This window comes from Pseudoalteromonas sp. 1_2015MBL_MicDiv (genome assembly GCF_002407505.1).
In the GTDB taxonomy this organism is placed as follows: Bacteria; Pseudomonadota; Gammaproteobacteria; order Enterobacterales; family Alteromonadaceae; genus Pseudoalteromonas; species Pseudoalteromonas fuliginea.
Genome location: NZ_CP012737.1, coordinates 1,155,994 through 1,180,968, shown reverse-complemented (window position 1 = coordinate 1,180,968; position 24,975 = coordinate 1,155,994). Strand labels below are relative to the sequence as shown.

The window sequence follows — 24,975 nt, the reverse complement described above, 5'->3', positions numbered from 1 at the left end:
TATGTGGTATTTCGCTTGGATTTTAGGTGTGCTTTTGGCCTGTACCTTAGGTGTAATAAATGTAATGTGGTATGAGTTTCATCAAAATAAAAACAGTATTGCTGATGATGAGCAAGTTATGCATGATTTATTAAATGAAAATAACTCGACCAAAGATGACGACTAACCCCCGACCAGATCGCGCGCAGCAGCAATCACTGCGCGCTTTTTTAAAGCGTCAAAGTAAACCCACTGCAGTGTGGTTAAAGTTAAGCATTGCATTGGGTACTTTTAACGCATTACTAATGATTGCAGGCACCTATTTATTGGCTCAAGCTATTCACAATGTAATGTTTGAAGGCAGTAGCTTAAGCGGCGTTACGCATTTACTATGGCCGCTAGCAGGTATTATTTTACTACGTGCAATATTTTTAGCATTAAGTGAACGCTTAAGTGCATTTGCTGCACTTAAAATAAAATCGGCTATGCGCCAAACACTTTTAAATAAGCTCAGCTTACTTGGGCCAAGCTATATAGAACAACACGGCCAAGGCGCTACATTAAATACCCTACATAATGGCGTAGAAGCACTCCACGACTATTATGCTAAATACCTACCCGGTGCTGCTTACAGCGCGCTTATTCCGCTGGCAATATTGGTTGTTATTTTTCCGACAGATTATAAAGCTGGGCTGATATTTTTATTAACCGCCCCGCTCATTCCCTTTTTCATGATTTTGGTAGGCTCAAAAGCCGAGGCTTTAAACCAAAAACGCTGGAAGCAACTTGCTGTACTGGGCAATTACTTTTTTGACCGCGTACAAGGTTTAACTCAACTCAAGCTATTTAATGCAACACGTACCGAGCTTAAACAAATAGCTAGAATTTCAGACGACTTTAGACACGCGACACTCGATGTTTTAAAAATCGCATTTTTGTCATCATTCGCACTTGAGTTTTTAGCTACTATTAGCGTGGCACTCGTTGCCGTAATTATTGGTTTTAGGTTGTTTTTTGGTACTCTTGATTTTGCAACTGGCTTTGTGGTGCTACTTTTAGCGCCTGAATTTTATTTACCACTGCGCCAGCTGGGTAGCCATTATCATGCGCGCTTACAAGGCATTAGTGCGGCGACCGACATGGTTGCCATTTTAAATGCGCCACTGCCAAGTGACGAAAATGCGTTAGTGGCTACAAGCGCACCTGAAAACAATTTAACTTTAAATACAATTAATTCAATAAGTATTACCGACCTTAATTTTATATACCCAGATAGTAACGAAGGCATTAAAAATATAAATTTAACACTACCAAATAAAGGCTTAATTGCCGTTGTGGGCAGTAGTGGCTCAGGTAAAAGTACATTGTTTGATTGCCTATTAGGGTTTCACCCTGAGGTAATTAAGCACCTATCTATTAATGAGCAGAGTTTAAGTGCAACCGATATTACTTACTTGCAAAATAATATTGCATGGATACCACAAAAAGCGACGCTGTTTTACGACACCATTGCTGCCAACATAAAATTGGCCAAACCCACTGCCACACAGCAAGAGCTTGAACATGCAGCAGAGCAAGCTGGTGTGCTTGAATTTATAAATACCCTACCCGATGGTTTTAACACACTGATAGGTGAGCAAGGCGAAGGACTTTCTGGCGGTCAAAAACAACGTATTGCACTGGCTCGCGCATTTATAAAACAAGCACCAGTCTTAGTGCTTGATGAACCCACAGCGCACCTTGATAGCCAAACAGAGCTGCTTATTCAAGATGCTATTAATGAATATGCTAAAAACAACTTAGTGTTAGTTATTGCTCATAGATTAAATACAGTTAAACATGCCAGCAATATCATTGTGATGCACGATGGAAAAATAGCTGAGCAAGGTCACTTTGAAACACTTGCAGCGCAAAATGGTGCATTTGCTAACTTACTAAAAACGGCTGAACAAGGAGTGGCGCATGCGTAATTTTATCCGCTTATTAAAGCTTTGTGCTCCTCATTACAAAGCTATGCTATTGGGTACATTTTTAGCAACGATTACGGTATTAGCTAATGTGGGCCTGTTGGCTATATCTGGCTGGTTTTTAGCATCAATGGCCGCTGCTGGTATTGCGGGTGTACAAATGAATTATTTTACTCCTGCCGGCACGATTCGTTTTTTAGCTATTGTGCGAACTGCATCGCGCTATGGCGAACGCCTAGTTACTCATAACGCCACGTTTTTATTACTAAGTGAAATACGTACCAATGTATTTGCAACGTTAAGTAAGCTTAACAATGTTGATTTAGCAATGAGCCGCAGCGCTGATTTAGTTAACCGATTACAAAACGATGTAGACGCACTCGACAAATTTTATTTAAACGTTTTACTGCCTATGTTGGTTGCTCTTTTAAGTGTGCCAATCATCATGCTGTTTATGTCGGCCTATAATGGTAACGTCGCCCTTATTTGCTTTACTGGCATTGTGCTTATTGGTGTGGTTATACCTGCCCTACTCAGCGCAAAACTCACTAAAAACAGCCACAAAGAAACACAACTAAGTGCACAACTTCGCTCCGAGCTTTCAGATACACTCACAGGCCTCAGAGAGCTTAGTATTTATCAAGCCCGTTCGCAGCAGCTTAATAAGTGCGACGAATTAAGCGAGCAGTACAATCAGCAATTATTTATTCGCCACAAAGCACTGGCAAACTCTGATGGGTTAAGCTTGTTGGTTGTTCAATTAGCCATGCTTGCTAGCATAGTAACCATAGTGCCACTGGTTTACGCCAATACGATGGTAAATGTAGAGCTTGCTATGTTGAGTTTATTTGTACTGGCAAGCTTTGAAAGCGTATTGCTACTTCCTAACGCATTTATAGAGCTTCCCAGTGTTTTAAAAGCAGCAGAGCGATTGTTTACACTTGAAGATAAAGCCGCTAACTCACAAGTTAAAGATGCACATGTAGACGTTGATGAAAGCTTTAGCGCGCAAAACCACACACTAGCACTTAACAATATTAGCTACCAATATGGTGAGCAAACAGCACTTACTAATATCAGTTTTGAACTAATGCCCCAGCAAAAAGTAGCGATTGTAGGTAGAAGCGGCAGCGGTAAAACGACACTTGTAAATTTACTTACTGGTTTATGGCCTTCGCAACAAGGCAGCATAACGCTAAAAAATCAAAATAGCGTTGTTGACTTACATTCGTTAAATAATGATATACGCGCAAATGTTATAAATATACTCGCCCAGCAGCACCATATTTTTGATGGCACATTAAGTGAAAACTTACGTTATGCCGCGCCAAATGCAACTAAAGAGCAAATGATTGAAGCGCTCGCATTAGCTCAATTAAGCCCATGGTTTAATGAACTAAAAGAAGGTTTAAAAACACGATTAGGCACTGGCGGGCGTAACGTGTCGCAAGGTCAATCTAGGCGTATAGCTATTGCACAAGCATTACTTAAAAACCCTGCTATTTTGGTTCTTGATGAACCAACAGAAGGTCTTGATAATCATTCTAAGCAAGGAGTAATGCAAGCAATAATGCATGTTATGGATAACGCGAGCGTGCTGACAATTACGCACGATCCCGCTCTACTTGCTCAAATGGATAATGTTGTGTGGTTAGAAGACGGCAAAGTAGTTGCGCAAGGCTCTCATAAAGAGCTCAGTGGCACTTATCCCAACTATGTGGCGCTCACTACTCGGTTTTAGTTAAAGTCACCTGAACTTTGGATAATAAATCCTTTAACCAGGGTTCAGGTTAAGTAACAATTCCATTTTTAGTTTTTCAGTTGAACAGTACCGCTTAAACCAACCTGCATAAATTTTTGAGCAATTTAACAAATTAAATTGCCCCTGAGCAAAACCGTACGGGCAGCACATGTTTGGCATTTATTCTACGTTATCGCCTATTTATGGAGAATAACCACACTACATAGGCCCTGCCTTGTCTAAACACCAAGCTTACTGCTGCAAGTTCAGCCTCGAAAGATAAACAGGCCCAAAATGAAGTATTTCTTAGTCGATTACAAAAAAAAGGCTGTGATTACAAATATACACACTTTTTTAAATGCATGATATTTATATGTTATTTTATTGTAAATTAATTATTACAAAAAAGATCGCTCCATCTAATCCTTTTTACTTATTGTTATTATTATTATTTAAAGTGAATATGCCACCGGTGGCATTTGTAGTTCAAGAATAAAACTTGTTAATGATCACTGCAGTCTTAAATACAAAAGTTTTTACACTGAAAACCATTTTAATTGGAGTTAAAATGAAAAAAACTAATATTTTAAAATACTCTTTACACACAACAGCAATATTAGCCGCAATTTATGGCGGCAGTGCCCTAGCTGCAAATGCATCTGGATATGCTTCAACAAACGGTAATACAACAGGTGGTGCCGGTGGTGATATAGTATATGCAACAACAGGAACCCAAATACACCAAGCTTTATGTAATCGTGCATCGAGTGATACACCAATTATCATTCAAGTTGAAGGCACAATTAATCATGGTAATACAAGCAAGGTATCTGGTGATAGCTGTAACACTGGCCCTGACTTAATTGAACTAAAAGAAATTAGTAACGTTTCTATTATTGGTGTTGGCAGTGGTGCTTTATTTGACCAACTCGGTATCCATATTCGTTCTTCGTCAAACATTATTATTCAAAATGTTCATGTACGAAATGTAAAAAAATCAGGCTCACCAATCTCAAACGGAGGTGATGCAATTGGTATGGAATCTAATGTTCGAAATGTATGGGTTGACCATGTAACACTTGAAGCAAGTGGTGGTGAAAGCAGTGGCTATGATGCACTTTTTGATATGAAAAATAATACAAAATACGTAACTTTATCTTATAGCATTTTGCGTAATTCAGGTCGAGGTGGTTTGGTTGGCTCGAGCGACAGCGATGATGCTAATGGCCCTGTAACATTCCATCATAACTACTATCAAAATATAAATTCACGAACACCCTTACTCAGACATGCAACAGCCCATGCTTATAATAACTACTATAGTGGCATACAGTCATCTGGGATGAATCCACGCATAGGTGGTAAAATACGTGCAGAAAATAACTACTTTCAAGACTCTAAAGATCCACTAGGTACTTTTTACACTAACGATATGGGATATTGGCAAGTAAGCGGTAATATCTGGGACAATATTGATTGGTCTGAAGATAAAAGTAAGCTTCACCCAGCAGGCCCAAATCCTTCATCAACTACTTCTATTAGCATACCTTATAACTATCAACTGGATAATACTCAGTGTGTTCCTGCAATTATTGCAGCAACCGCAGGTGCAAATAAGGGCTTAAAAGAGTCCAATGGTGAATGTGGTACGACTGAGCCCACAGATCCAACTGAGCCGACTGATCCAACAAATCCACCTGAGCCGACTCCTTCAGGGGAAAATCTTGCTTTGGCTGCAGGTGTAGATGGCAGCTCTAAAGCCAGCGGTACAAGTTATGGTAATGTTAAAGATGGAGATACATCCACTTACTGGTCGCCAAATTCCTCTACTGGCACAATAAATATTAAAAACTTAAATACGACAATTAATGCAGTAAAGATTATTGAAGCGTCAGGTGCTCAAGGAAATATTACTTCATGGTCGCTGGTTAATTACGATACAGGCACAACGCTCGCTAATGGCGGGGCTGTACCTAATGTAATCACCTTTTCGAGTGTAAATTTGTCAAAAGTCAGTTTTGTTATTAACTCTTCAAACTCAACACCGAGAGTTGCTGAATTTGAGGTTTACAATGGCTATAACGACTCAGGTAGTTCAGTCACTAATACCCTAGTTAATGGCGTATACAGGGTTACACCTAAGCACAGTGCTAAATCACTTGATGTAGCTAATTGTGCAAATAGCAATGGTGCTAACATATCGCAATGGTCATGGTTAAATAACGATTGTCAAAAATTCAATATATCAACGGTCGATGGTATTTGGCATAGAATTTCACCAGTTAATGCTCCATCGAAGGGCCTTGATGTAGCCGCTAACTCAACGGTTAATGGTGCAAACATTGCTCTGTACACATATACCGGTAGTTATAATCAACAATTTAGATTCCAAGCCGCTGGTACAGGAAAATGGCGGATAATAAATCGTAATAGTGAACTTTGTTTTGATGTTGAGGGAAATAAAGCAAATGACGGGGCAAATCTATTGCAATGGACTTGCAGCGCTGGATCTGAAAATCAAATGTTTGAAGTAACGCGACAGTAAACTTTAAATAATAAAAAACCACCTTCGATTTCTCTAAGGTGGTTTTTTTTATTAAGAAGCCGTTATCTTACAATACCGCGCTCAGAACCTTTAACAAAGTCGATCATCAACTGCACTGCAGGATACTTTGCAGCATCTTCACTAAGCGACTCAATAGCTTCTTCAGCACCTAGGCTCTTACGATAAAATGCTTTATATGCACGGCGTACAGCCATAATTTCGTCACTTTCAAAACCACGGCGTTTCATGCCTTCTTTATTGATAGCTGCAGGGCCTGCTGGCATACCAATGGTAGTAACAAATGGTGGTACATCTTTGTTAACACCAGAATACATGCCAATAAAGGCATGTGAGCCGATTTTACAAAACTGATGAACTCCCGAATTACCACCTAAGATAACCCAATCGCCTACATGAACATGCCCGGCCACACTTGCGTTATTGGCAAAAATTACGTTATCGCCAATTACCGCGTCATGTGCAACGTGTGTATAAGCCATAAACAAATTATTACTACCAATTTTAGTAACGCCTTGGTCTTGAATCGTACCACGGTGAATAGTGGCACATTCACGGATAACGTTGTTATCCCCCATGATTAATGTGGTTGGCTCGTTGTTGTATTTTTTGTCTTGGCAGGCTTCGCCTACAGACGCAAATTGAAAAATATGATTGCCAGCGCCAATAATTGATGGCCCTTTAACAACAACGTGAGACTCAATAATACAGTTATCACCGATAACAACATCATTGCCAATATAACTATACGGACCAACTGAGACATTGTTGCCTAGTTTAGCGCCAGGTTCGATTATTGCTGTAGAATGGATCACTATTAAAACTCTCTTCTAGCACACATAATTTCGGCACTACATACTATTTTGCCGTCGACTCTTGCTTCTGCCGAAAATTTCCAAATGTTGCGACGTTCCTTTAAGAACTCAACATGAAGATGCATTGTATCACCAGGAATTACCGGTTGCTTAAAACGCGCATTATCGACTGCTGCAAACAAGTAAAGCTCGTTTTCGCTACGATTTTCAACCGTTTTAAAACCAAGTAAGCCCGTTGCCTGAGCCATTGCTTCTAAAATTAACACACCTGGAAAAATAGGCTGATTTGGAAAGTGCCCAGTAAAAATAGGTTCGTTTATAGAAACATTTTTAATAGCATGTAAAGATTTACCAGGAGTAAAGTCAATAACACGATCTATTAATAGCATCGGATAACGGTGCGGTAATAAAGCTAAAATTTCTTGAATATCAAGGCTATTTAATTCGTTTGCCAAAATAGCATCCTTATTAGTGTTCAACGTTTATGACTTAGCCAATGCTTCAAGCGCTTTAAGACGAGATTTCATATCTGAAAGGTTACGCAAGTGAGCTATTGATTTACGCCATTCTTTGTTTGTTGTATGGGGCATACCAGATGAGTAAATACCTGGTTCGGTGATTGATTTTGTCACCATACTCATGCCGGTAATTATAACACCATCACATACAGACATGTGACCATTAATTGCAACCATGCCACCAATTTGACAGTTTTTGCCAATGGTAACGCTTCCAGCAAGTACAGTGCAGCCCGCAATTGCGGTGCCTGAATTAACTTCAACGTTGTGCGCTATTTGACATTGATTATCGATAATAACATTGCTATGGATGATGGTGTTGTCCAGTGCTCCACGATCAATTGTTGTGCTAGCACCCACTTCAACTTTGTCACCTATGATCACAGAACCTAGCTGGGGTATTTTAACCCACTGCCCGCGTTCGTTCGCATAACCAAACCCATCGCTACCTATAACACTATTTGCTTGAAACAAACAATCTGTACCAATTTCGACATCGTGATAAATAGTCACACTAGACCAAAGCTTAGTGCCAGAACCAATTTTAACACGTTCCCCGATAAAACTGTTCGGACCAATTTGCGCGTTGTCACCTATCACTGCATCAGCTTCAATGACTGCGTTAGCACCAATAGCGGCGCTGTCACTAACAATCGCTGTTGAATGGACAGTGGCACTTGGATGAATACCCGTCGAGGCTGAGCGTGGCGTGGTATCCATAAATTGCGCTAATTTAGCGTAACTTACATACGGATTAGCAACAATAATTTTACTGCCATTAAAGTACTGTGCATCGGCTTGGCTTACTATTACAGCACTAGCTTGAGTAGTCTCAAGTTGCGATCGATATTTTGAGTTCGCTAAAAATGCAATATGCCCAGAATGGGCATTTGCAAGTGTCGCTATTTTTTTTATTTCTAAAGCGCCATCACCCTGAAGTTCGGCGCCTAGAAGTTCCGCAATTTGCGAAAGCGTATAATTTTGCATGGAGTGATTATTTCTTACTAACAGCGGCTACAACTTTAGATGAAAGATCGGTAACTTCTTTAGGGTTAAAGTAAATTGTCGTGTCTTTTACTTTAACTTCATCAAAGTCGCCATCTTTAGCAATTTCTTCAATTGTTTTAATAATAACACCCTGAACTTTAGCAAGTTCTTGGTTTTGGCGTGCTTTAATTTCTTGCTCTAAAGGACGACCTTGTTCCGCAAGGTTTTTTTGCATACCTTGAATTTTGTCACGTAGTGCATCTTTTTGAACTTGGCTCATCGTTGTGCTTTCACGCTTAAACTTTTCAGCCTCAAAGCGAATATCACCTTGTAACTTTTCAAGTTCTTGACGGCGCTCAGCAAACTCTGTTTGTAAAGACTGTTCGATTTTTGCCATTTGAGGAATTTGTTTATAAATTTCCTGCATATCTACGATACCGACTTTATGTGCAAGTGCACTCGCAGAAGTTCCCATAATAAGTGTTGCTAAAACAGCTACTGCTGTTGATTTAAATAATTTTTTCATAAAAAGCTCCTTTAAAAAGTGTTACTAATATTAAAACTGATGGTTTTCGTATCGTCATCTTCTTCTTTTTGCAATGGATACGCAAAACTTATCAGCATAGGACCCATTGGAGAGATCCACTGTAATGATAAACCGGTTGAAATCCTAAAACGCAGCGGATCTGAATAATCGTCTAATTTGGCACGCTCATCAACACCTAAGTTTTGAAAGCGATCTACATTAAATTCAGTATCCCAAACGTTTGCCGCATCAACAAAGAAACTCGTACGGACAGAACTGGTATTTTCTTCATCTAAGAATGGCGTAGGAACAATTAGTTCCATTCCAGCTACCGCTTTAGCATTACCACCAATTCGACCTTGAGGGATTAATACATCAAACTCAGACGCACCGCCTATTGTGCCTGTTGTAGCACCGTCTGTGCCCGGTGTACCCGGAATAGACTGCGGTATACGCGATACAGCACGTGGTAATATTGTATTACGGTCAAAGCCACGAAGTTCCATTTCAGTTATACGAAAGTATTCTTGAAATGGTAATGTTTGATCATAACCATTTGTTGAACCGTAACCGTTACCGTAACCAAGCGCTGCACGCGTTGAAAATACCCAACGGTGGTCATTTGATATAGGCCAATAAAAACGTGAATCGTAATTCAGTTTAAAGTACTGAAGATCAGAATTTGGCGTTGTCGCAGTTAGGTTAAGTGTTTGACGTGAGCCCGCTGTTGGAAATAAACCACGGTTAACAGTAACGCGCGACCAACCTACACTTAGCTCATATTTATTAAAATCGAAACCAGCATCTGGGTTTTCCGGATCTAAGAATGTTTCACGCAATACTCGTGTTTGCTCATACTCAGCAATATCCGATAGCTCTTCTTTAATCCAGCGCACACCAAAGTTAATACGATTAATCGCATCAATTGGGAAACCTATATTTGTACCGATACCGTAACTTTTCGATTTGTAGTCAACAAGGCTAAAGGCACTCGCATCATAGTTACTGTAAAAAATACTACTACCTTGTGATACACCATCAGGCGTAAAGTAAGGGTCAGTGTACGATAAACTTACACGTTCAGAACCCTTAGAGGTATTAATATTGAATCCAATTTGGTTACCAGTACCTAAAAAGTTAGATTCTGTCACACCAATATTAAATTGTAAGCCTTGGTAAGAACCATATGCCAAACCGGCATTAAAGCTACCGGCTGATTGCTCTTTTACTGTAAAATCAACATCTACTTGATCATCCACACCAGGGACTGGCACTACATTAAAATCAACTTTTTCCATGTAGGCCAAACGTTGAATTTGTAGTTTTGAACGCTCTAGGTTCTGATTAGATAACCAAGCGCCTTCAAGTTGTGTCATTTCACGGCGAAGTACTTCATCAGCCGTATTTTGGTTACCACCAACAATAATACGACGCACATAAACACGTTTACCCGGATTAACCGACAACGTTAATTGCACTTCTTGCTTTTCGTCGTCAATCTCTGGAATAGTACGTACTTCAGCATTTGCGTAGCCAAAACGTGCTAAGTAACTTTTAATAAACTCTTCAGAAGACGTTACTACTGAACCGTTATATAACTCGCCTGCACGAAGTGGAATAACACTTTTAATTAAGTCTTCGCGGCCAAGTAAGTCACCAATAAAATCAAAACCCTTAACTTTGTATTTTACGCCTTCAGTTAAGTTGGCTGTAACATATACTGACTCACGTTCAGGACTTACTGACACTTGTGTTGAATCGATATTAAATCGTAGGTAACCACGGTCTAAATAAAAGCTGCGAATTTTTTCTAAATCGCCTTCAACCGTTTGCTTTTGGTAACGGTCGCTGCCCATAAATTGCCACCACGGTAAATCTTGTTGTGACTCGGCAAGCTTTAATAAGTCTTCATTAGAAAAAAGTTCGTTACCAACCAAGTTTATTTGGCGGATGGAGGCGGCATCACCTTCATCAAACTCTAATTTAAGCTTAACGCGGTTACGTGGTAATTTAGTTACACTAATATCAACTTTAGCGTTGTATTTACCAATACTGTGGAAGAACTCAACTAACCCTTTTTCGATATTATCGATAACAGTTTTATCAAGCGGTTCACCTTGGCGAATATCTTGTTGTTCAAGCGACTCATTAAGTTGCTCGTCTTTTATATCTTTATTGCCTTCAAACTCAATAAAGCTAATCGTAGGACGTTCTGTTACTTTAAAAATAACATTATTGCCATCACGAAGTGCTTTTATGTTGTCAAAGTGACCAGAGCGGTAAAGTGACTTTATTGTTTTTGAAATCGTATAGTCGTCAACATTATCGCCCACATTGATAGGAATATGCGTTAATGCAGCACCCAGTGCTACGCGCTGTAAGCCTTCAACTTTAAGATCTTCAACAATAAAGGAAGTTTGGCCCAGTGCTGCAAAGCTTGCACCCAATAAACTTGAAACTGCCAAATGTTTTTTTATAGCCATTTTATTATCTTTATCCTATACAACTGTATTACCGCTTAGCACCTAAAATTAATGATGCTTTACAATCGTGTTCTAATTAGTAATTGTCACGCTGTAGCTACAAACGTGATACATCATTGAACAAAGCGAAACATGTTAGAAAAATGAGTAGCAAGGCTCCCACTTTAAAACCAAACTCTTGTGTCTTTTCAGAGACTGGCTTTTTACGAAAAAGTTCAATTATGTAATACATTAAGTGTCCACCATCAAGCACTGGCAAGGGTAATAAATTAAATACACCCAAGTTAACGCTAATCAAGGCTAAGAAGCTTAAAAATGCAACTAAGCCATAGCTTACGCTAGTTCCAGCACCGACTGCAATGCCCACGGGACCACTTAAATTTTTAACAGAAACTTGGCCTGTAATTAAATTACCTATCATGTCAAAGCTAAGAGTAATCAAGCGCCATGTTTCTTTTGTTCCTCGGACAATGCTGTCAAGAGGGCCGTATTGTCTAGTCTCTACATACCCTTCTGGCCATTGTTGAACAACCGGTGCTACGCCCAAAAAGCCCTGTTCAATACCGCTATTATCAAGGCGGCTTTGCGGGGTTACTGTAATGCTTTTTATACTATCTTGTCTTTTTACACTAAATTGTAAAGATTTGTTAGCCGATTGCGTAATAAGATTAACTAATTGCTGCCAACTGCTTATTGTTTCGCCATTTACAGCCAAAATAGTGTCATTAACCTTCAAATCTGCTTGTTTTGCTGCTGAATTTTCAGTCACAGCGGCAATAGTCAGTGTTGCCTGAGGTCTAAATGGAACAATACCTAACGAACTCAGTGGCGGAACATCTTGCTGATCAAGTTTCCAACCATCTAAATTAAGCGTTTTAATACGTGGTTGTAGATTTTTATCACGAACCGTAACCTCAACGCTTTCCTCACCTAAGCTCGACATTAGTGCAAATGTAGCATCTTGCCACGTTGTTATATCGTCATCGCCAATTTTAATAATATGCTGGCTTGGCATTATGCCCGCCTGCTCCGCTCGACTCCCTTCAGTAACGCTGCCAACAACTGGCTTAACCGATTGCACACCCACCATATACATGGCAGCAAGTGCAAAAATAGCAAACAAAAAGTTTGCCATAGGACCCGCTGCAACAATAGCAATACGCGCTTGAACCGATTTAGCATTAAACGATAAGTGACGTTGGTTTTGTGGTACTTCATCAACGCGCTCATCAAGCATTTTTACATAACCGCCTAGTGGTATTGCTGCAATTACGTATTCAGTATTATATTTATCGTGCCATTTTATAAGTGGTTTACCAAAACCAATTGAAAAACGCAGCACTTTAACGCCCATTTTGCGCGCAACCCAAAAATGGCCGTACTCATGTATGGCCACTAAAATACCAAGCGCTAAAATAAATGAGCCTAGGTTCCAAAAAAAATCAAACATATTAATGCGCCACTTTTGTTATAAATTGCAAAGCGCTAATCCGCGCTAATTTATCGCACTCTAAAATTTCATCTAAGCTTTGCACATTGGTGTACGTTGCAGCTTCAAGTGTTTGTGCATTTATTTTGTATATATCGGTAAAACCAATTTTACCATTTAAGAACGCGTTTACTGTTATTTCATTCGCTGCATTTACTGTCGTTGTAGCACCTTGCCCTGCACTACATGCATCAACCGCAAGTTGTAAATTAGGATAACGGGCGTAATCAGGCTTGGTAAATGAAAAGTCTGTAATATCAGAGAAATTGAGAGGCTTTACACCCGCATTAATTCGCTCAGGATATGCAAGTGCATGGGCAATAGGAGTGCGCATATCAGGGTTACCCATTTGCGCTAAAATAGAACCGTCGTGGTACTGCACCATTGAATGAATAATGCTTTGCGGATGAATAACTACATCAATATCACTGGTGTCACAATTGAATAACCACTTGGCTTCAATAAACTCCAAGCCTTTGTTCATCATAGTGGCCGAATCTACTGATATTTTTTGACCCATAGACCAATTAGGGTGAGCGACTGCTTCGCTAACAGTGACATCTTTTAACGTATTTATATCACGGGTTAAAAATGGGCCACCAGAACCGGTAAGCAAAATTTTACTTACGCCATGTTGCTGTAAATTTTGATCGCCTTTGGCATTTTGTAACGAAGAAGGTAGACATTGAAAAATAGCATTATGTTCGCTATCAATTGGTAGTAAAGTTGCTTTATGTTGTTTAACTTTGTCAATAAACAACTGGCCAGACATCACAAGTGATTCTTTATTGGCAAGCAGTACTTTTTTACCTGCTTCTACTGCACTTAATGTTGGCAATAAACCAGCTGCACCTACAATTGCCGACATAACAACATCAACATTAGGATAAGCACACACGTCACTCATAGCTTGCTCGCCATACCTTACTTTAGTTTTACACTGAGTATTAGTTAAATACGATGACAACTGCTCAGCAGCCGTTTGCGAAGCCATAACTGCATATACAGGTTCATGCTCTATGCATAACGCAGCCATTTTTTTTGCATTTTGTCCGGCTGTTAAAGCAAAAACATCAAATAGTTCTTTATTTAGCGATACAACATCTAATGTGCTTAAGCCAATAGACCCTGTTGCACCTAAAATAACCAGTTGTTGCTTTGGGCTCATAAACTCAGCGTCCATGCATAACACAGAACAAACATTGGAGCCGCAGCGGTTAAGCTATCAATTCTATCTAAAATCCCACCGTGACCAGGTAAACAATTACCACTGTCTTTTAAGCCAGCTTCGCGTTTAAACATGCTTTCGAGTAAGTCACCTACAGCAGAAAACAACGCAATCAAAGCGGTCATAATGGCGTATACAGGCCAAACAACTAAATCAACATCGGTGAAATGACAAAATATTAAGACAAAAATAACAGCAGCAACGACACCACCGGCGAGCCCTTCAATTGTTTTATTTGGGCTCACTTTAGGCATCAATTTATGCTTACCAAAACTTTTCCCGGTAAAGTAGGCACCCACATCAGCGCTCCACACAATACCTAAAACGACTAAAATCAGCATAGAACCAAAATGAGCCGATTCAGCATACTGCGCACTGCGTAAGGTATTAAGTGCAAGCCACAATGGCACAAGCGTTAGTAAACCAGCGATGCCTCGCATCACAAGGCCTTCATTCCAAGCTTTCGCCATAGCGGGATAACGCCATACTAAATAACTGGCAACAATCCACCAAGCAAATGCAAGTGTAAATAAATAATTTGCATCACCCACTAATTTACCATTTTGCCATAAAGCTTCAATTGGCCAATGTAAGTTGAGCACTGCGAGTAAAGCCGCAACTAAAAGCACAAAAGCACTTCTTTTGAGTTTGTCACACAGGCCCATAAATGCAGACCATTCCCATGCACCTAATAATACTATTGCACCTGCAAAATAACTAAATAAAGTAAGCGGTGTATAAAAAACCAATGCTAATGCTAAAGGCGCTAGCACGAGCGAGGTTAAAATGCGTTGTTTTAACAAAATTGTGACCCTTATTCTATTTAGGTTTGAGCGAGTAATTGTTTTATTTGTTCGCCCGTACAACCAAAACGTCGCTCTCTGGCAACGTAACACGCAATGGCCTCAGCAAATGCTGCTTCATTAAAATCAGGCCAAAGTGTGTCGGTAAAGTAAAGTTCTGCGTAAGCGGCTTGCCATAATAAAAAGTTACTAATACGAACATCGCCACCAGTGCGAATAAGTAAATCAGGTTCTGCCTGATCTGCCATGCTCATATGCTGCGCTAAACGCTCTTCGGTAATATCTTCGGCGTTAAGTGTGCCTTTTTCTACTTGCAACGCAAGTTGCTTAGCTGCATTAGCCATATCCCAACGACCACCATAATTAGCTGCAACATTTAAGTGCAGCCCGGTGTTATTCTCAGTCAACGCTTGTGCGGAATATACTTTACTACGCAAGCTCTCCGAGAATCGTGATAAGTCTCCAATAATGGTCAGTTTTACATTGTTTTTGTGAAGCTTTTTAACTTCTTTTGTTAAAACAAACAAAAAAAGCTCCATTAACGTATTCACTTCATCCTCAGGTCGGCGCCAGTTTTCACTGCTAAAAGCAAATAAAGTTAACGATTGTATCCCTAACTTAGTGCAAAACTGAACAGACTGACGAACGGCATCCACGCCTTTTTTATGCCCGTATACACGAGGTCTATTTCTAGCTTGCGCCCAACGTCCATTACCATCCATTATGATGGCAACATGTTTAGGTAAACATTGCTGTGAAATTGTGTCAGCGTCTAGAACCATAAATATTGAATATTCCATAAAAAAACGCCGCCTAGTATACCCCAGACGGCGTTTCAAAACTAATAATTTTAGTTGCCTAGATTTCCATCAATTCAGTTTCTTTGGCAGCTAATAGCGTATCCATTTCTTTAATAAACTTATCAGTAAGTTTTTGAATCGCATCATCTGATTGACGCGCTTCATCTTCTGATATGTCTTTATCTTTTAATAACGCTTTCACATCGCCATTAGCATCGCGACGAATATTACGAATAGCAACACGACCACCTTCAACTTCAGCGCGTACAATTTTGATTAAGTCTTTACGACGCTCTTCTGTAAGTGGAGGAAGTGGTACACGAATAACAGTACCTGCTGACATAGGGTTTAAGCCTAAGTCAGACGCCATAATCGCTTTTTCAACAGCTTGCGCCAAAGACTTATCAAATACACCAATAGCAAGTGTACGAGAATCTTCAATTGTCACGTTAGCAACTTGGTTTAAAGGCGTTGGTGCACCGTAGTACGACACCATAATGCCATCTAAGATAGCTGGATGTGCGCGGCCAGTACGAATTTTAGATAATTGGCTACCTAGTGCAGTTACACTTTTTTGCATGCGCGCTTGCGCGTCTTTTTGAATATCGTTAATCACGGTTTAATCCTAATTATTTGATTATTTCATCTGAGGCTTGTGAAGAAATAAGTGTTCCTTCTTCTTCACCCATAATTACGCGTTTTAGCGCGCCTGATTTATTCATGTTAAATACGCTCAACGGCATATTGTGATCGCGGGCTAGAGTAAATGCCGCTAAATCCATAACTTTTAATTCTTTATCGATGATTTCATTGTAGCTTAAGTGGCGATAAAGCGTCGCTTCTGGGTTTTTTACAGGGTCATCACTGTACACGCCATCCACTTTCGTTGCTTTAATTACAGTATCCGCTTCAATTTCGATACCGCGTAAACACGCTGCAGAATCAGTCGTGAAGAATGGATTACCCGTACCCGCTGCAAAAATAACAACGCGGCCCGTTTTTAATAAGCTAATTGCTTCAGCCCAGTTATATGCATCACACACACCATTTAATGGGATAGCCGACATTAAACGACAATTTACAAATGCACGATGCAGCGCGTCACGCATTGCAAGGCCATTCATAACTGTTGCAAGCATACCCATATGGTCACCAACAACGCGATTCATACCTGCTTCTGCAAGCGATCCACCGCGTAAAAAGTTACCTCCACCAATAACTAAACCCACTTCTACGTCGAGCTCTACTAGCTCTTTAATTTCTTGTGCCATACGGTCTAAAACTTTAGGATCGATGCCGAAGCCTTCGTCTCCCATTAAAGCTTCACCACTTAATTTGAGAAGAACACGTCTAAAAATAGGTTTACGATTGATAGTCATAGTATTGGGGCCAACTTTTATTGAATTATGGATAAAAAATAACCGCGCTTATGTTAAACATAAAAGCGCGGTTATTTTAAAGAATTTCTAGCTGTGAAGCAAAACCAAATAGTACTTTAATTGCATCTAATTTCCTTTTGCATCACAAATAGTTAATCTTACTGACCTTTAGCTGCAGCAATTTGAGCAGCAACTTCAGCAGCAAAATCTTCTTCTTTCTTCTCGATACCTTCACCAACTTCTACACGTACGAAGCTAGTAACTGTTGCGTTTTTCTCTTTAAGAATATCGCCAACAGATTTTTTAGGTTCCATGATGAAAGCTTGACCAGTAAGAGAAACCTCACCAGTAAATTTCTTCATACGACCAACAACCATCTTCTCAGCGATTTCAGCAGGCTTGCCTTCATTCATCGCGATTTCGATTTGTACTTGCTTTTCTTTTTCAACAACATCAGCAGGCACATCAGAAGGTGTTAAGTATTCAGGGCTAGATGCAGCAACGTGCATTGCAACGTGCTTAAGTGTTTCTTCATCAGCAACACCAGCAACAACAACGCCGATACGATCGCCATGACGGTACTCAACTAGGTTTTCACCAGTTACGTACTGTATACGACGTACGTTGATGTTTTCGCCAATTTTAGTAACTAGCTCAACACGGTCTTCTTCAAACTTAGCTTGTAAGTCTTCGATAGAGATTGTGTCAGCAATTGCAGCGTCAGCAACTTTGTTAGCAAATGCTAAGAAGCTTACGTCTTTTGCAACGAAGTCAGTTTGACAGTTAACTTCTACTAGTACTGCAACACCCGCATTTTGCTTGATGATGATAGTACCTTCAGCAGCAATGTTACCTGCTTTTTTAGCAGCTTTAGCAGCGCCACTTTTACGCATATTTTCAATCGCTAACTCGATGTCGCCATCAGTCTCAGTTAACGCTTTTTTACAATCCATCATGCCAGCGCCTGTGCGCTCGCGTAATTCTTTAACTAGGGCAGTAGTTACAGCCATTAGTAAATCCTCAAATCTGAAATCTGGTTTAGATAAGCGGGTTACCCGCTCTACAAGAATAGCAAGTCTTCACCTTAAAAAGATGAAGACTTGATGACAGCTAATTACTCAGCTTCAACGAAATCGTCTTTCTCAGCTTGAGCAACGATGTTATTCTCGCGACCTTCAGTGATAGCAGCTGCAACAGCGCTAGTGTAAAGGCTTACAGCACGGATAGCATCATCGTTACCAGGAACGATGAAATCAACGCCGTCTGGATTAGAGTTAGTATCAACGATTGCAACAACTGGAATACCTAGGTTGTTAGCTTCACGGATAGCAATGTGCTCGTGGTCAGCATCGATAACGAAAAGCGCGTCTGGAAGACCGCCCATGTTTTTGATACCACCAAGGCTTTTTTCAAGCTTGTCCATTTCGCGGTTAAGCATTAACGTTTCTTTCTTAGTTAATTTCTCGAAAGTACCGTCTTGGCTTTGTACTTCAAGGTCTTTAAGACGCTTGATTGATTGACGAACTGTTTTCCAGTTAGTCAACATACCACCTAACCAACGGTGATTAACGTAATACTGGTCGCTTGCAATAGCTGCTTCTTTAACTGCTTCGCTTGCTGCGCGCTTAGTACCAACGAAAAGAACTTTACCTTTGTTTGAAGCAGCACCAGTTAAAAACTTAAGTGCGTTATTGAACATTGGTACTGTTTGCTCAAGGTTGATGATATGAACACGGTTACGTGTACCGAAGATGAAAGGCTTCATCTTAGGGTTCCAGTAACGTGCTTGGTGACCAAAGTGAACACCAGCTTGAAGCATATCGCGCATTGAAACATTTGCCATTTTATAGATCCTCTATAGTTGTTTAGGGTTAGGCCTCCACATATCCCATAGCACCAACACCGAAGTAATTAAACTTCAAATGCACCCAAGTGTATGTGACGATACGTGTGTGTGTTAAAATCAAATTGTGTTTGCCTTAAATACAAAAAATCATTTAAGAATTTATTTGTAAAAAGACGGCGCGCTTTATACCATATTAAAATTAAATACTCAACGTCGCGTGCAAAATTTGTTCGACGATAAATGTTAAAAACTCAACTTTGGAGCCTCAATGAGCGCTATTATCAAGACCCCTGAAGAAATAGAGAAAATGCGCGTAGCTGGGCGCTTAGCGGCCGATGTACTTGAAATGATCGGCCCTCATGTAGTGCCAGGTGTTACCACCGATGAGCTAAATACACTTTGTCATGATTATATTGTTAATGTGCAACAAGCAATCCCTGCTCCATTAAATTATCATGGCTTTCCAAAATCAGTTTGTACGTCAGTTAATCACGTTATTTGTCACGGAATTCCAAATGACAAAGCATTAAAAGAAGGCGACAGCGTAAATATTGACGTAACTGTCATTAAAGACGGTTACCACGGCGACACATCTAAAATGTTCCACGTTGGTACACCAAACATTCAAGCTAAGCGTCTTGCAGAAGTAACACAAGAAAGCTTATACCTTGCTATTAAAATGGTAAAACCAGGTGTGCGCTTAGGCGATATTGGCTCAGCGATTCAAAAATATGCAGAAAGCTTTAACTACTCAATCGTACGTGAATATTGCGGTCACGGTATTGGCGCAGGGTTTCATGAAGAACCACAAATAATGCATTATGGTAAAGCCGGCACTGGCGAAGCCTTAAAAGCAGGTATGTGTTTAACTATTGAACCTATGGTTAATGCGGGTAAACGCCAATGTAAGCTTCTTAAAGATGATTGGACAGTAGTAACACGCGACCGTAGTTTGTCTGCACAGTGGGAACATACTTTATTAGTGACCGAAAATGGTGTTGAAATTTTAACGCTACGATCGGATGATACTATCGACAGGATAATAGAACACTAATAAAACCGAAACACTTGATAAGACAAACCTTATCCGTGTGAAAGGTTCAACAAGGAGCCAGCCCACGTGGCATTACCCAACAAAGTAAAAAAGTTGCTTAGCGATGCTGAGCAACTTAGTGATTATCGCGATTGTTCTAGCTATTTTTATAAATGGCTACATAACGAATTTTCTAAGCAACCGGTTGGGAATTTAATTAATGCCCGGGCTGAGTTTATTGACCGCCTATTAATTAAGCTCTTTCATGTTTATGAGTTATCGCACGAACCTGATTTAGCGCTAATTGCTGTGGGCGGATATGGACGCGGCGAACTTCATCCTTATTCCGATATTGATTTTCTACTTTTAGTCACTGAACAACCCAGTGAAGAAATATGCGAAAAAATAGGCCAGTTTGTCACTATGCTGTGGGATCTCAACTTAGAGATTGGCCATAGCGTGCGTACCATTGAGCAAGCTATTGAGCAAAAACGTGAAGACGTCACCTTTGCCACCAGCTTGCTCGAAAGTCGGCTTATTTTTGGCAACCATATCGAGTTCGAAAAACTTAAAACCTTTGTACTAGAAACCCCTGTTTGGGGTTCTAGCGACTTTTTTGTTGCCAAAGTACAAGAGCAAAACTTACGTCACAGAAAGTGCCACGGCACTGCGTATAACCTTGAACCAAACATTAAAGAAAACCCCGGTGGCCTTCGCGACTTACAAACCATCATTTGGGTTGCTAAAAAACACTTTAGAGCCGAAACACTGCAAGAGCTAATTAGCCACGGTTATCTGACTCACGAAGAGTTTCAAGAGCTATCAGAGTGCCTAGAAAACCTATGGAACATTCGTTTTGCCCTTCATTTGGCTGCAGGGCGTTCAGAAAACCGTTTATTGTTTGATCATCAACCCCAAGCCGCCGAAATTTTAGGTTTTGGCAGCGATGGTAAAGCCTCGGTTGAGCGTATGATGAAACGCTTATTTAGAATAATGAGCCGCGTACGCGAGCTTAACCAAATGCTGCTTTCGTATTTTGAGCAAAGCATTTCACCGCAAAACAGTGAAAATGTTGTAGAAGTACTCGACAGAAATTTTGAACGTGTTGGCCATCAAATACGCGTAAAAGATCCATCCGTATTTTTTAGACGTGACCAGCTCTTTGTATTGTTTGAGCACATCGCCGACAACCCCGAAATCACCCATATTTACCCAAGTACTATTCGTACTATTCGACAAGTACGCCGTCGTTTATTGGGTGATTTACAAGATTATGCAGCCTGTCGTGAAGCATTTTTACGCTTAGTCAAACACCCTAACGGTATGGGACGCGCATTTACGTTAATGCACAAACATGGCATGCTTGCCGCCTACTTACCGCAGTGGCGTAATATATTTGGGCAAATGCAGTTCGATTTGTTTCATGCTTATACCGTAGATGAGCACACTCACAAATTAATCAAAAACATTTACGAATATTTTGATAAAACAGGCATTAGCGAGTTTCCTATTTGCAGTGAAATAGTCACTCGCATGGATAAACCGGAGCTACTTTATTTAGCCGGTATATTTCACGACATCGCTAAAGGCCGAGGGGGCGATCACTCAGAGCTTGGCGCTGTTGATGCTATAGCCTTTGCTAAATTACATGGTTTTTCATCGGCTGATGCAAAATTAGTAGCATGGCTTGTAAGTAACCATTTACTTATGTCGGTTACCGCGCAGCGTAAAGACATTAACGACCCTGCTGTAATAAAAGACTTTGCAACACGTATTAAAACAGAGCGCCAACTCGACTATTTATATTGTTTAACCGTTGCCGACATACGTGCAACCAACGACAACTTATGGAACGATTGGAAAAACACCCTACTGCGTGAATTGTACTTGCACACGCAACGCGCGTTGCGCTTAGGGCTCGAAAACCCAATGGATCAACGCGACCAAATTCGCGATAAAAAGCACCAAGCTAAACAACGTCTACTTAACTTGGGCTATCAAGAGGAAAAAATTGATTTAATTTGGAGTCGCTTTAAAGCCAATTACTTTACCGCCTTTAGCGAACAGCAAATATCGTGGCAAAGTGAGCATTTATTAAGTAGCACCGATTTAAGCCAACCTAGTGTAATTGTATCTAACAAAGCCATGCATGGTGGTACACAAGTATTTGTATACAGCCCGTACTCTGGTGCACTATTTGCGAGATTAGTGAGTGTCATTGGCTCTAAAAAAGCACAAATACAGCACGCGCAAGTACTGACCACCAAAGACGGTTACGTCCTGTTTAGCTTTGTCATACTTGAAGTAAGTGGCGACCCAATAGCGAGCGGTCGAGCGCAATCAATTAAACGCGGGCTTGAGCAAGCACTTAGCGATCCACGTAAAAAAATTCGCTTTAAAAAGAGCCGCTCTCAACGCTTTAAAGATTTTAATATTAAACCTAAAATTGTGTTGCGCCCACATGCACGCAAAGACCGTAGCTTAATAGAAATTCAAGCCGTCGATATACAAGGTTTACTAACCAAAATAGCCGAAGTTTTCCAAGCGCATTTACTACACATTCACGCTGCCCGTATTACCACGGTAGGTGAACGTGCAGAGGATTTCTTTGTTGTATCTAATAACGAATACCAAGCGCTGACTGATGAAGAGCAAGCAAAAATTCATCAGGCATTACGTAAAAAATTCAACGCCGAAACTGAATAGAGGACACACATGTCAGATTTAAAAACGATGATCGAAAACGCATGGGACAACCGCGATAGCATTAGCCCAAGCACAGTATCAAGCGACGTAAAACAAGCCATTATCGACGCACTTGATTTACTTGATAGCGGCGCAGCACGCGTTGCCGAAAAAATATCAGGTGAATGGGTTGTACACCAGTGGCTTAAAAAAGCGGTTTTACTGTCGTTTCGTATTCGCGACAACCAACCAATGAACGACGGCGTAAACCAGTTTTACGACAAAGTACCACTTAAATTTAGCGACTACACGCCAGAGCAATTTCAGCAAGGCGGTATGCGCGTAGTACCAAACGCTGTAGCACGTAAAGGCAGCTTTGTAGGTAAAAACGTCGTACTTATGCCATCGTACGTAAACATTGGCGCATACGTTGACGACGGCACTATGGTTGATACATGGGCGACTGTAGGCTCATGTGCACAAATTGGTAAGAACGTACATTTATCAGGTGGCGTTGGCATAGGCGGCGTTTTAGAGCCTCTACAAGCTAACCCAACCATCATTGAAGACAACTGTTTTATTGGCGCACGTTCTGAAATTGTGGAAGGCGTAATTGTTGAAGAAGGCGCAGTAATTTCAATGGGTGTTTACATCAGCCAAAGCACTCGTATTTATGACCGCGAAACTGGCGAAATTCACTATGGCCGCGTACCAGCAGGGGCAGTAGTTGTTCCAGGCGCACTACCGTCAAAAGATGGCACTCACAGCCTTTACGCTGCAATTATCGTGAAGAAAGTAGATAAGCAAACACGTGAAAAAGTAGGCATCAACGCCCTACTACGCTCAATTGATGAGTAATCGTAGGTTGGGTTGAGTGAAACGAAACCCAACGATACGTTGAAGTGAAGTGTTTTAGCTAAACTTTAATTGTATATAGAAAAGCGCTAAGCCCTTTGGGTTTAGGGCTTTTTTGTTTTATCTGCAGTAGTAAGAATAGTAATTTGATAATGATGTAAAAAGTCGTTTAATTTATATTCTTCATTTTTTATGTGTGACTTGCCTATATTACTATGGGATACCCAATGCTCTAATATATCAAACAACATACCCTGCCTTAAACTTGAAAAGCACATAGGTGATAGACTATTGCCATCATCGAATAAACTAGACTGTAAACCGTAAATATCAAATATTGAATAAATTACAGTTATAATATTTTCACTACTTATCGAAAAATGTTTAATTCCTAACGTCTGACAAATTTCAAAGTGATATTCTTCAATGCCTGTTAATAAAAATAAAATTTTTCCATCGTAGATATTTATTTTGCTAAAAAGTATTTTTTTTTCGCTTGAAGATATGTTCTTACCGAAAGTTTCTATAAACGCAGCTCTAAACTCATTTTCTTTTTCTAAAGAAGCTGTTTTACTCCCCAGTTCGAAAAGGCTTTTTTCAAAAGTTGTCATAAAATGAAATACGGACTCCATACGTAACTTATTTAGATTAATTACATTTAAATTTTCTTTAGTTGGCTTCTCATAAAATCGTGTAAAAATAAGAGCTCCGTTTGAACCTTTTATTGTTTTAAATTTACCATTGATGATTATTGACTCAAATTTTTCTTTAAAAAGCGAAAGTTCTTTATGGTACAAGTCGATAATGTGTTCAAAATTTTGCCTTTCGATATTTTCTTTTTGGTACAAGAGGTTTTGTTGAAACTGTAATGCCCTGAAATTAGCCGCCGCTAATGTACCTAATGGAATAGATGAACCAAGTACCCATAGAGGGACTTCCATATAATTTAGGAAAACATCTAAACTTTCTTTACTTGGCCAAGTAATGCTCAAATTGTCATTTACCCAAATAAATAACAGCAAAACGATTGAAAGTAGTATGGGGATAATTAAAGAAATTCTGAATATACTGTATGTAAATACGCTTTGTACTTTTGAGAAGTCTGAGGCTTGCTCTTTCAATTTAAAATTCCTTTTCACTGTAGTGTAAGTTCAGTACATTCCTTCAGCACCACAGCTAAATAGATCTCTACTGAATGCTATAAGTAAATTCATATATTGGGCTACTGCTTCTATACTTTTACAATTTATTGTTTAAATGAATAATAAGTATCCCCGA

The 24,975-nt window shown here is 40.0% G+C and carries 21 protein-coding genes; 7 read left to right on the top strand and 14 right to left on the bottom strand.

Features of this window, described 5'->3' with window-relative positions; genetic code table 11:
- The first annotated feature begins 1 nt into the window (after position 1).
- The 4 genes from cydX to AOR04_RS05295 all read left to right on the top strand — a co-directional run bounded on the left by cydX (position 2) and on the right by AOR04_RS05295 (position 6,232).
- Positions 2-166, top strand: coding sequence for a cytochrome bd-I oxidase subunit CydX (gene cydX / locus AOR04_RS05310; protein ID WP_007376801.1), 165 nt, complete (start codon positions 2-4; stop codon positions 164-166).
- Positions 156-1,949 carry a thiol reductant ABC exporter subunit CydD gene (gene cydD / locus AOR04_RS05305; RefSeq protein WP_096792709.1) on the top strand — a complete coding sequence of 598 codons (1,794 nt, stop codon included), beginning with the start codon at positions 156-158 and terminating at the stop codon, positions 1,947-1,949. Before cydX ends, cydD begins: the two co-directional genes overlap by 11 nt.
- The gene (gene cydC / locus AOR04_RS05300; RefSeq protein WP_096792708.1) at positions 1,942-3,687 is read left to right on the top strand and encodes a thiol reductant ABC exporter subunit CydC; all 1,746 of its coding nucleotides are present in this window, start codon (positions 1,942-1,944) and stop codon (positions 3,685-3,687) included. The genes cydD and cydC overlap by 8 nt, the downstream gene beginning before the upstream one ends.
- Before the next feature lie 568 nt (positions 3,688-4,255).
- Positions 4,256-6,232, top strand: coding sequence for a pectate lyase family protein (locus AOR04_RS05295; RefSeq protein WP_096792707.1), 1,977 nt, complete (start codon positions 4,256-4,258; stop codon positions 6,230-6,232).
- A gap of 62 nt (positions 6,233-6,294) precedes the next feature.
- Here AOR04_RS05295 and lpxA read toward each other — a convergent pair whose 3' ends face one another.
- The 13 genes from lpxA to rpsB all read right to left on the bottom strand — a co-directional run bounded on the left by lpxA (position 6,295) and on the right by rpsB (position 19,121).
- Complete coding sequence (lpxA, locus tag AOR04_RS05290) at positions 6,295-7,065, bottom strand: acyl-ACP--UDP-N-acetylglucosamine O-acyltransferase (RefSeq protein ID WP_096792706.1); 771 nt, start codon at positions 7,063-7,065, stop codon at positions 6,295-6,297.
- 2 nt (positions 7,066-7,067) lie between these two features.
- Positions 7,068-7,520: a 3-hydroxyacyl-ACP dehydratase FabZ gene (fabZ, locus tag AOR04_RS05285; protein WP_007376807.1), complete on the bottom strand. Its 453-nt coding sequence runs from the start codon at positions 7,518-7,520 to the stop codon at positions 7,068-7,070.
- Positions 7,521-7,547: 27 nt separating this feature from the next.
- Positions 7,548-8,570 (bottom strand): UDP-3-O-(3-hydroxymyristoyl)glucosamine N-acyltransferase, encoded by a 1,023-nt coding sequence (gene lpxD, locus AOR04_RS05280; protein ID WP_096792705.1) that lies wholly within the window; start codon positions 8,568-8,570, stop codon positions 7,548-7,550.
- Between the two features lie 7 nt (positions 8,571-8,577).
- Positions 8,578-9,096: an OmpH family outer membrane protein gene (locus tag AOR04_RS05275; protein WP_007376809.1), complete on the bottom strand. Its 519-nt coding sequence runs from the start codon at positions 9,094-9,096 to the stop codon at positions 8,578-8,580.
- Between the two features lie 11 nt (positions 9,097-9,107).
- Positions 9,108-11,579 (bottom strand): outer membrane protein assembly factor BamA, encoded by a 2,472-nt coding sequence (bamA, locus tag AOR04_RS05270; RefSeq protein ID WP_007376810.1) that lies wholly within the window; start codon positions 11,577-11,579, stop codon positions 9,108-9,110.
- Positions 11,580-11,676: 97 nt separating this feature from the next.
- Complete coding sequence (rseP, locus tag AOR04_RS05265; RefSeq protein WP_033039699.1) at positions 11,677-13,029, bottom strand: sigma E protease regulator RseP; 1,353 nt, start codon at positions 13,027-13,029, stop codon at positions 11,677-11,679.
- A 1-nt stretch (position 13,030) separates the two neighbouring features.
- Positions 13,031-14,236 carry a 1-deoxy-D-xylulose-5-phosphate reductoisomerase gene (gene ispC / locus AOR04_RS05260; RefSeq protein ID WP_096792704.1) on the bottom strand — a complete coding sequence of 402 codons (1,206 nt, stop codon included), beginning with the start codon at positions 14,234-14,236 and terminating at the stop codon, positions 13,031-13,033.
- The gene (locus AOR04_RS05255; RefSeq protein ID WP_096792703.1) at positions 14,233-15,099 is read right to left on the bottom strand and encodes a phosphatidate cytidylyltransferase; all 867 of its coding nucleotides are present in this window, start codon (positions 15,097-15,099) and stop codon (positions 14,233-14,235) included. Before AOR04_RS05255 ends, ispC begins: the two co-directional genes overlap by 4 nt.
- Positions 15,100-15,119: 20 nt before the next feature.
- Entirely contained in the window at positions 15,120-15,899 is a 780-nt protein-coding gene (locus AOR04_RS05250; protein WP_007376814.1) for an isoprenyl transferase, read from the bottom strand.
- Between the two features lie 58 nt (positions 15,900-15,957).
- A complete protein-coding gene (gene frr / locus AOR04_RS05245; RefSeq protein WP_370587472.1) occupies positions 15,958-16,479 on the bottom strand; it encodes a ribosome recycling factor in 522 nt (173 codons plus the stop codon).
- A gap of 49 nt (positions 16,480-16,528) precedes the next feature.
- On the bottom strand, positions 16,529-17,278 hold the full coding sequence (pyrH, locus tag AOR04_RS05240; RefSeq protein ID WP_008133874.1) for a UMP kinase: 750 nt from the start codon (positions 17,276-17,278) through the stop codon (positions 16,529-16,531).
- A gap of 158 nt (positions 17,279-17,436) precedes the next feature.
- Positions 17,437-18,288, bottom strand: a complete 852-nt coding sequence (tsf, locus tag AOR04_RS05235; RefSeq protein ID WP_008133872.1) for a translation elongation factor Ts — start codon at positions 18,286-18,288, stop codon at positions 17,437-17,439.
- A 104-nt stretch (positions 18,289-18,392) separates the two neighbouring features.
- A complete protein-coding gene (rpsB, locus tag AOR04_RS05230; protein WP_007376819.1) occupies positions 18,393-19,121 on the bottom strand; it encodes a 30S ribosomal protein S2 in 729 nt (242 codons plus the stop codon).
- A gap of 271 nt (positions 19,122-19,392) precedes the next feature.
- Between rpsB and map the strand changes: the two genes are divergently transcribed.
- The 3 genes from map to dapD all read left to right on the top strand — a co-directional run bounded on the left by map (position 19,393) and on the right by dapD (position 23,700).
- Entirely contained in the window at positions 19,393-20,178 is a 786-nt protein-coding gene (gene map, locus AOR04_RS05225) for a type I methionyl aminopeptidase (protein WP_007376820.1), read from the top strand.
- Between the two features lie 66 nt (positions 20,179-20,244).
- Positions 20,245-22,863 carry a [protein-PII] uridylyltransferase gene (gene glnD / locus AOR04_RS05220; protein ID WP_007376821.1) on the top strand — a complete coding sequence of 873 codons (2,619 nt, stop codon included), beginning with the start codon at positions 20,245-20,247 and terminating at the stop codon, positions 22,861-22,863.
- Positions 22,864-22,872: 9 nt separating this feature from the next.
- Complete coding sequence (dapD, locus tag AOR04_RS05215) at positions 22,873-23,700, top strand: 2,3,4,5-tetrahydropyridine-2,6-dicarboxylate N-succinyltransferase (RefSeq protein WP_002958324.1); 828 nt, start codon at positions 22,873-22,875, stop codon at positions 23,698-23,700.
- Positions 23,701-23,801: 101 nt separating this feature from the next.
- On the opposite strand, the gene AOR04_RS21685 is transcribed toward dapD, so the two are convergent.
- A complete protein-coding gene (locus tag AOR04_RS21685) occupies positions 23,802-24,818 on the bottom strand; it encodes a hypothetical protein (protein ID WP_198403008.1) in 1,017 nt (338 codons plus the stop codon).
- Positions 24,819-24,975: the final 157 nt, after the last annotated feature.

Coding starts and splice junctions, on each gene's coding strand:
- dapD (WP_002958324.1), top strand. CDS start 22,873: ATGTCAGATTTAAAAACGATGATCGAAAACGCATGGGACAACCGCGAT.
- AOR04_RS05275 (WP_007376809.1), bottom strand. CDS start 9,096: ATGAAAAAATTATTTAAATCAACAGCAGTAGCTGTTTTAGCAACACTT.
- bamA (WP_007376810.1), bottom strand. CDS start 11,579: ATGGCTATAAAAAAACATTTGGCAGTTTCAAGTTTATTGGGTGCAAGC.
- tsf (WP_008133872.1), bottom strand. CDS start 18,288: ATGGCTGTAACTACTGCCCTAGTTAAAGAATTACGCGAGCGCACAGGC.
- AOR04_RS05250 (WP_007376814.1), bottom strand. CDS start 15,899: ATGGAATATTCAATATTTATGGTTCTAGACGCTGACACAATTTCACAG.
- ispC (WP_096792704.1), bottom strand. CDS start 14,236: ATGAGCCCAAAGCAACAACTGGTTATTTTAGGTGCAACAGGGTCTATT.
- rpsB (WP_007376819.1), bottom strand. CDS start 19,121: ATGGCAAATGTTTCAATGCGCGATATGCTTCAAGCTGGTGTTCACTTT.
- lpxD (WP_096792705.1), bottom strand. CDS start 8,570: ATGCAAAATTATACGCTTTCGCAAATTGCGGAACTTCTAGGCGCCGAA.
- cydD (WP_096792709.1), top strand. CDS start 156: ATGACGACTAACCCCCGACCAGATCGCGCGCAGCAGCAATCACTGCGC.
- pyrH (WP_008133874.1), bottom strand. CDS start 17,278: ATGACTATCAATCGTAAACCTATTTTTAGACGTGTTCTTCTCAAATTA.
- cydC (WP_096792708.1), top strand. CDS start 1,942: ATGCGTAATTTTATCCGCTTATTAAAGCTTTGTGCTCCTCATTACAAA.
- cydX (WP_007376801.1), top strand. CDS start 2: ATGTGGTATTTCGCTTGGATTTTAGGTGTGCTTTTGGCCTGTACCTTA.
- frr (WP_370587472.1), bottom strand. CDS start 16,479: ATGCAAAAAAGTGTAACTGCACTAGGTAGCCAATTATCTAAAATTCGT.
- rseP (WP_033039699.1), bottom strand. CDS start 13,029: ATGTTTGATTTTTTTTGGAACCTAGGCTCATTTATTTTAGCGCTTGGT.
- AOR04_RS05295 (WP_096792707.1), top strand. CDS start 4,256: ATGAAAAAAACTAATATTTTAAAATACTCTTTACACACAACAGCAATA.
- map (WP_007376820.1), top strand. CDS start 19,393: ATGAGCGCTATTATCAAGACCCCTGAAGAAATAGAGAAAATGCGCGTA.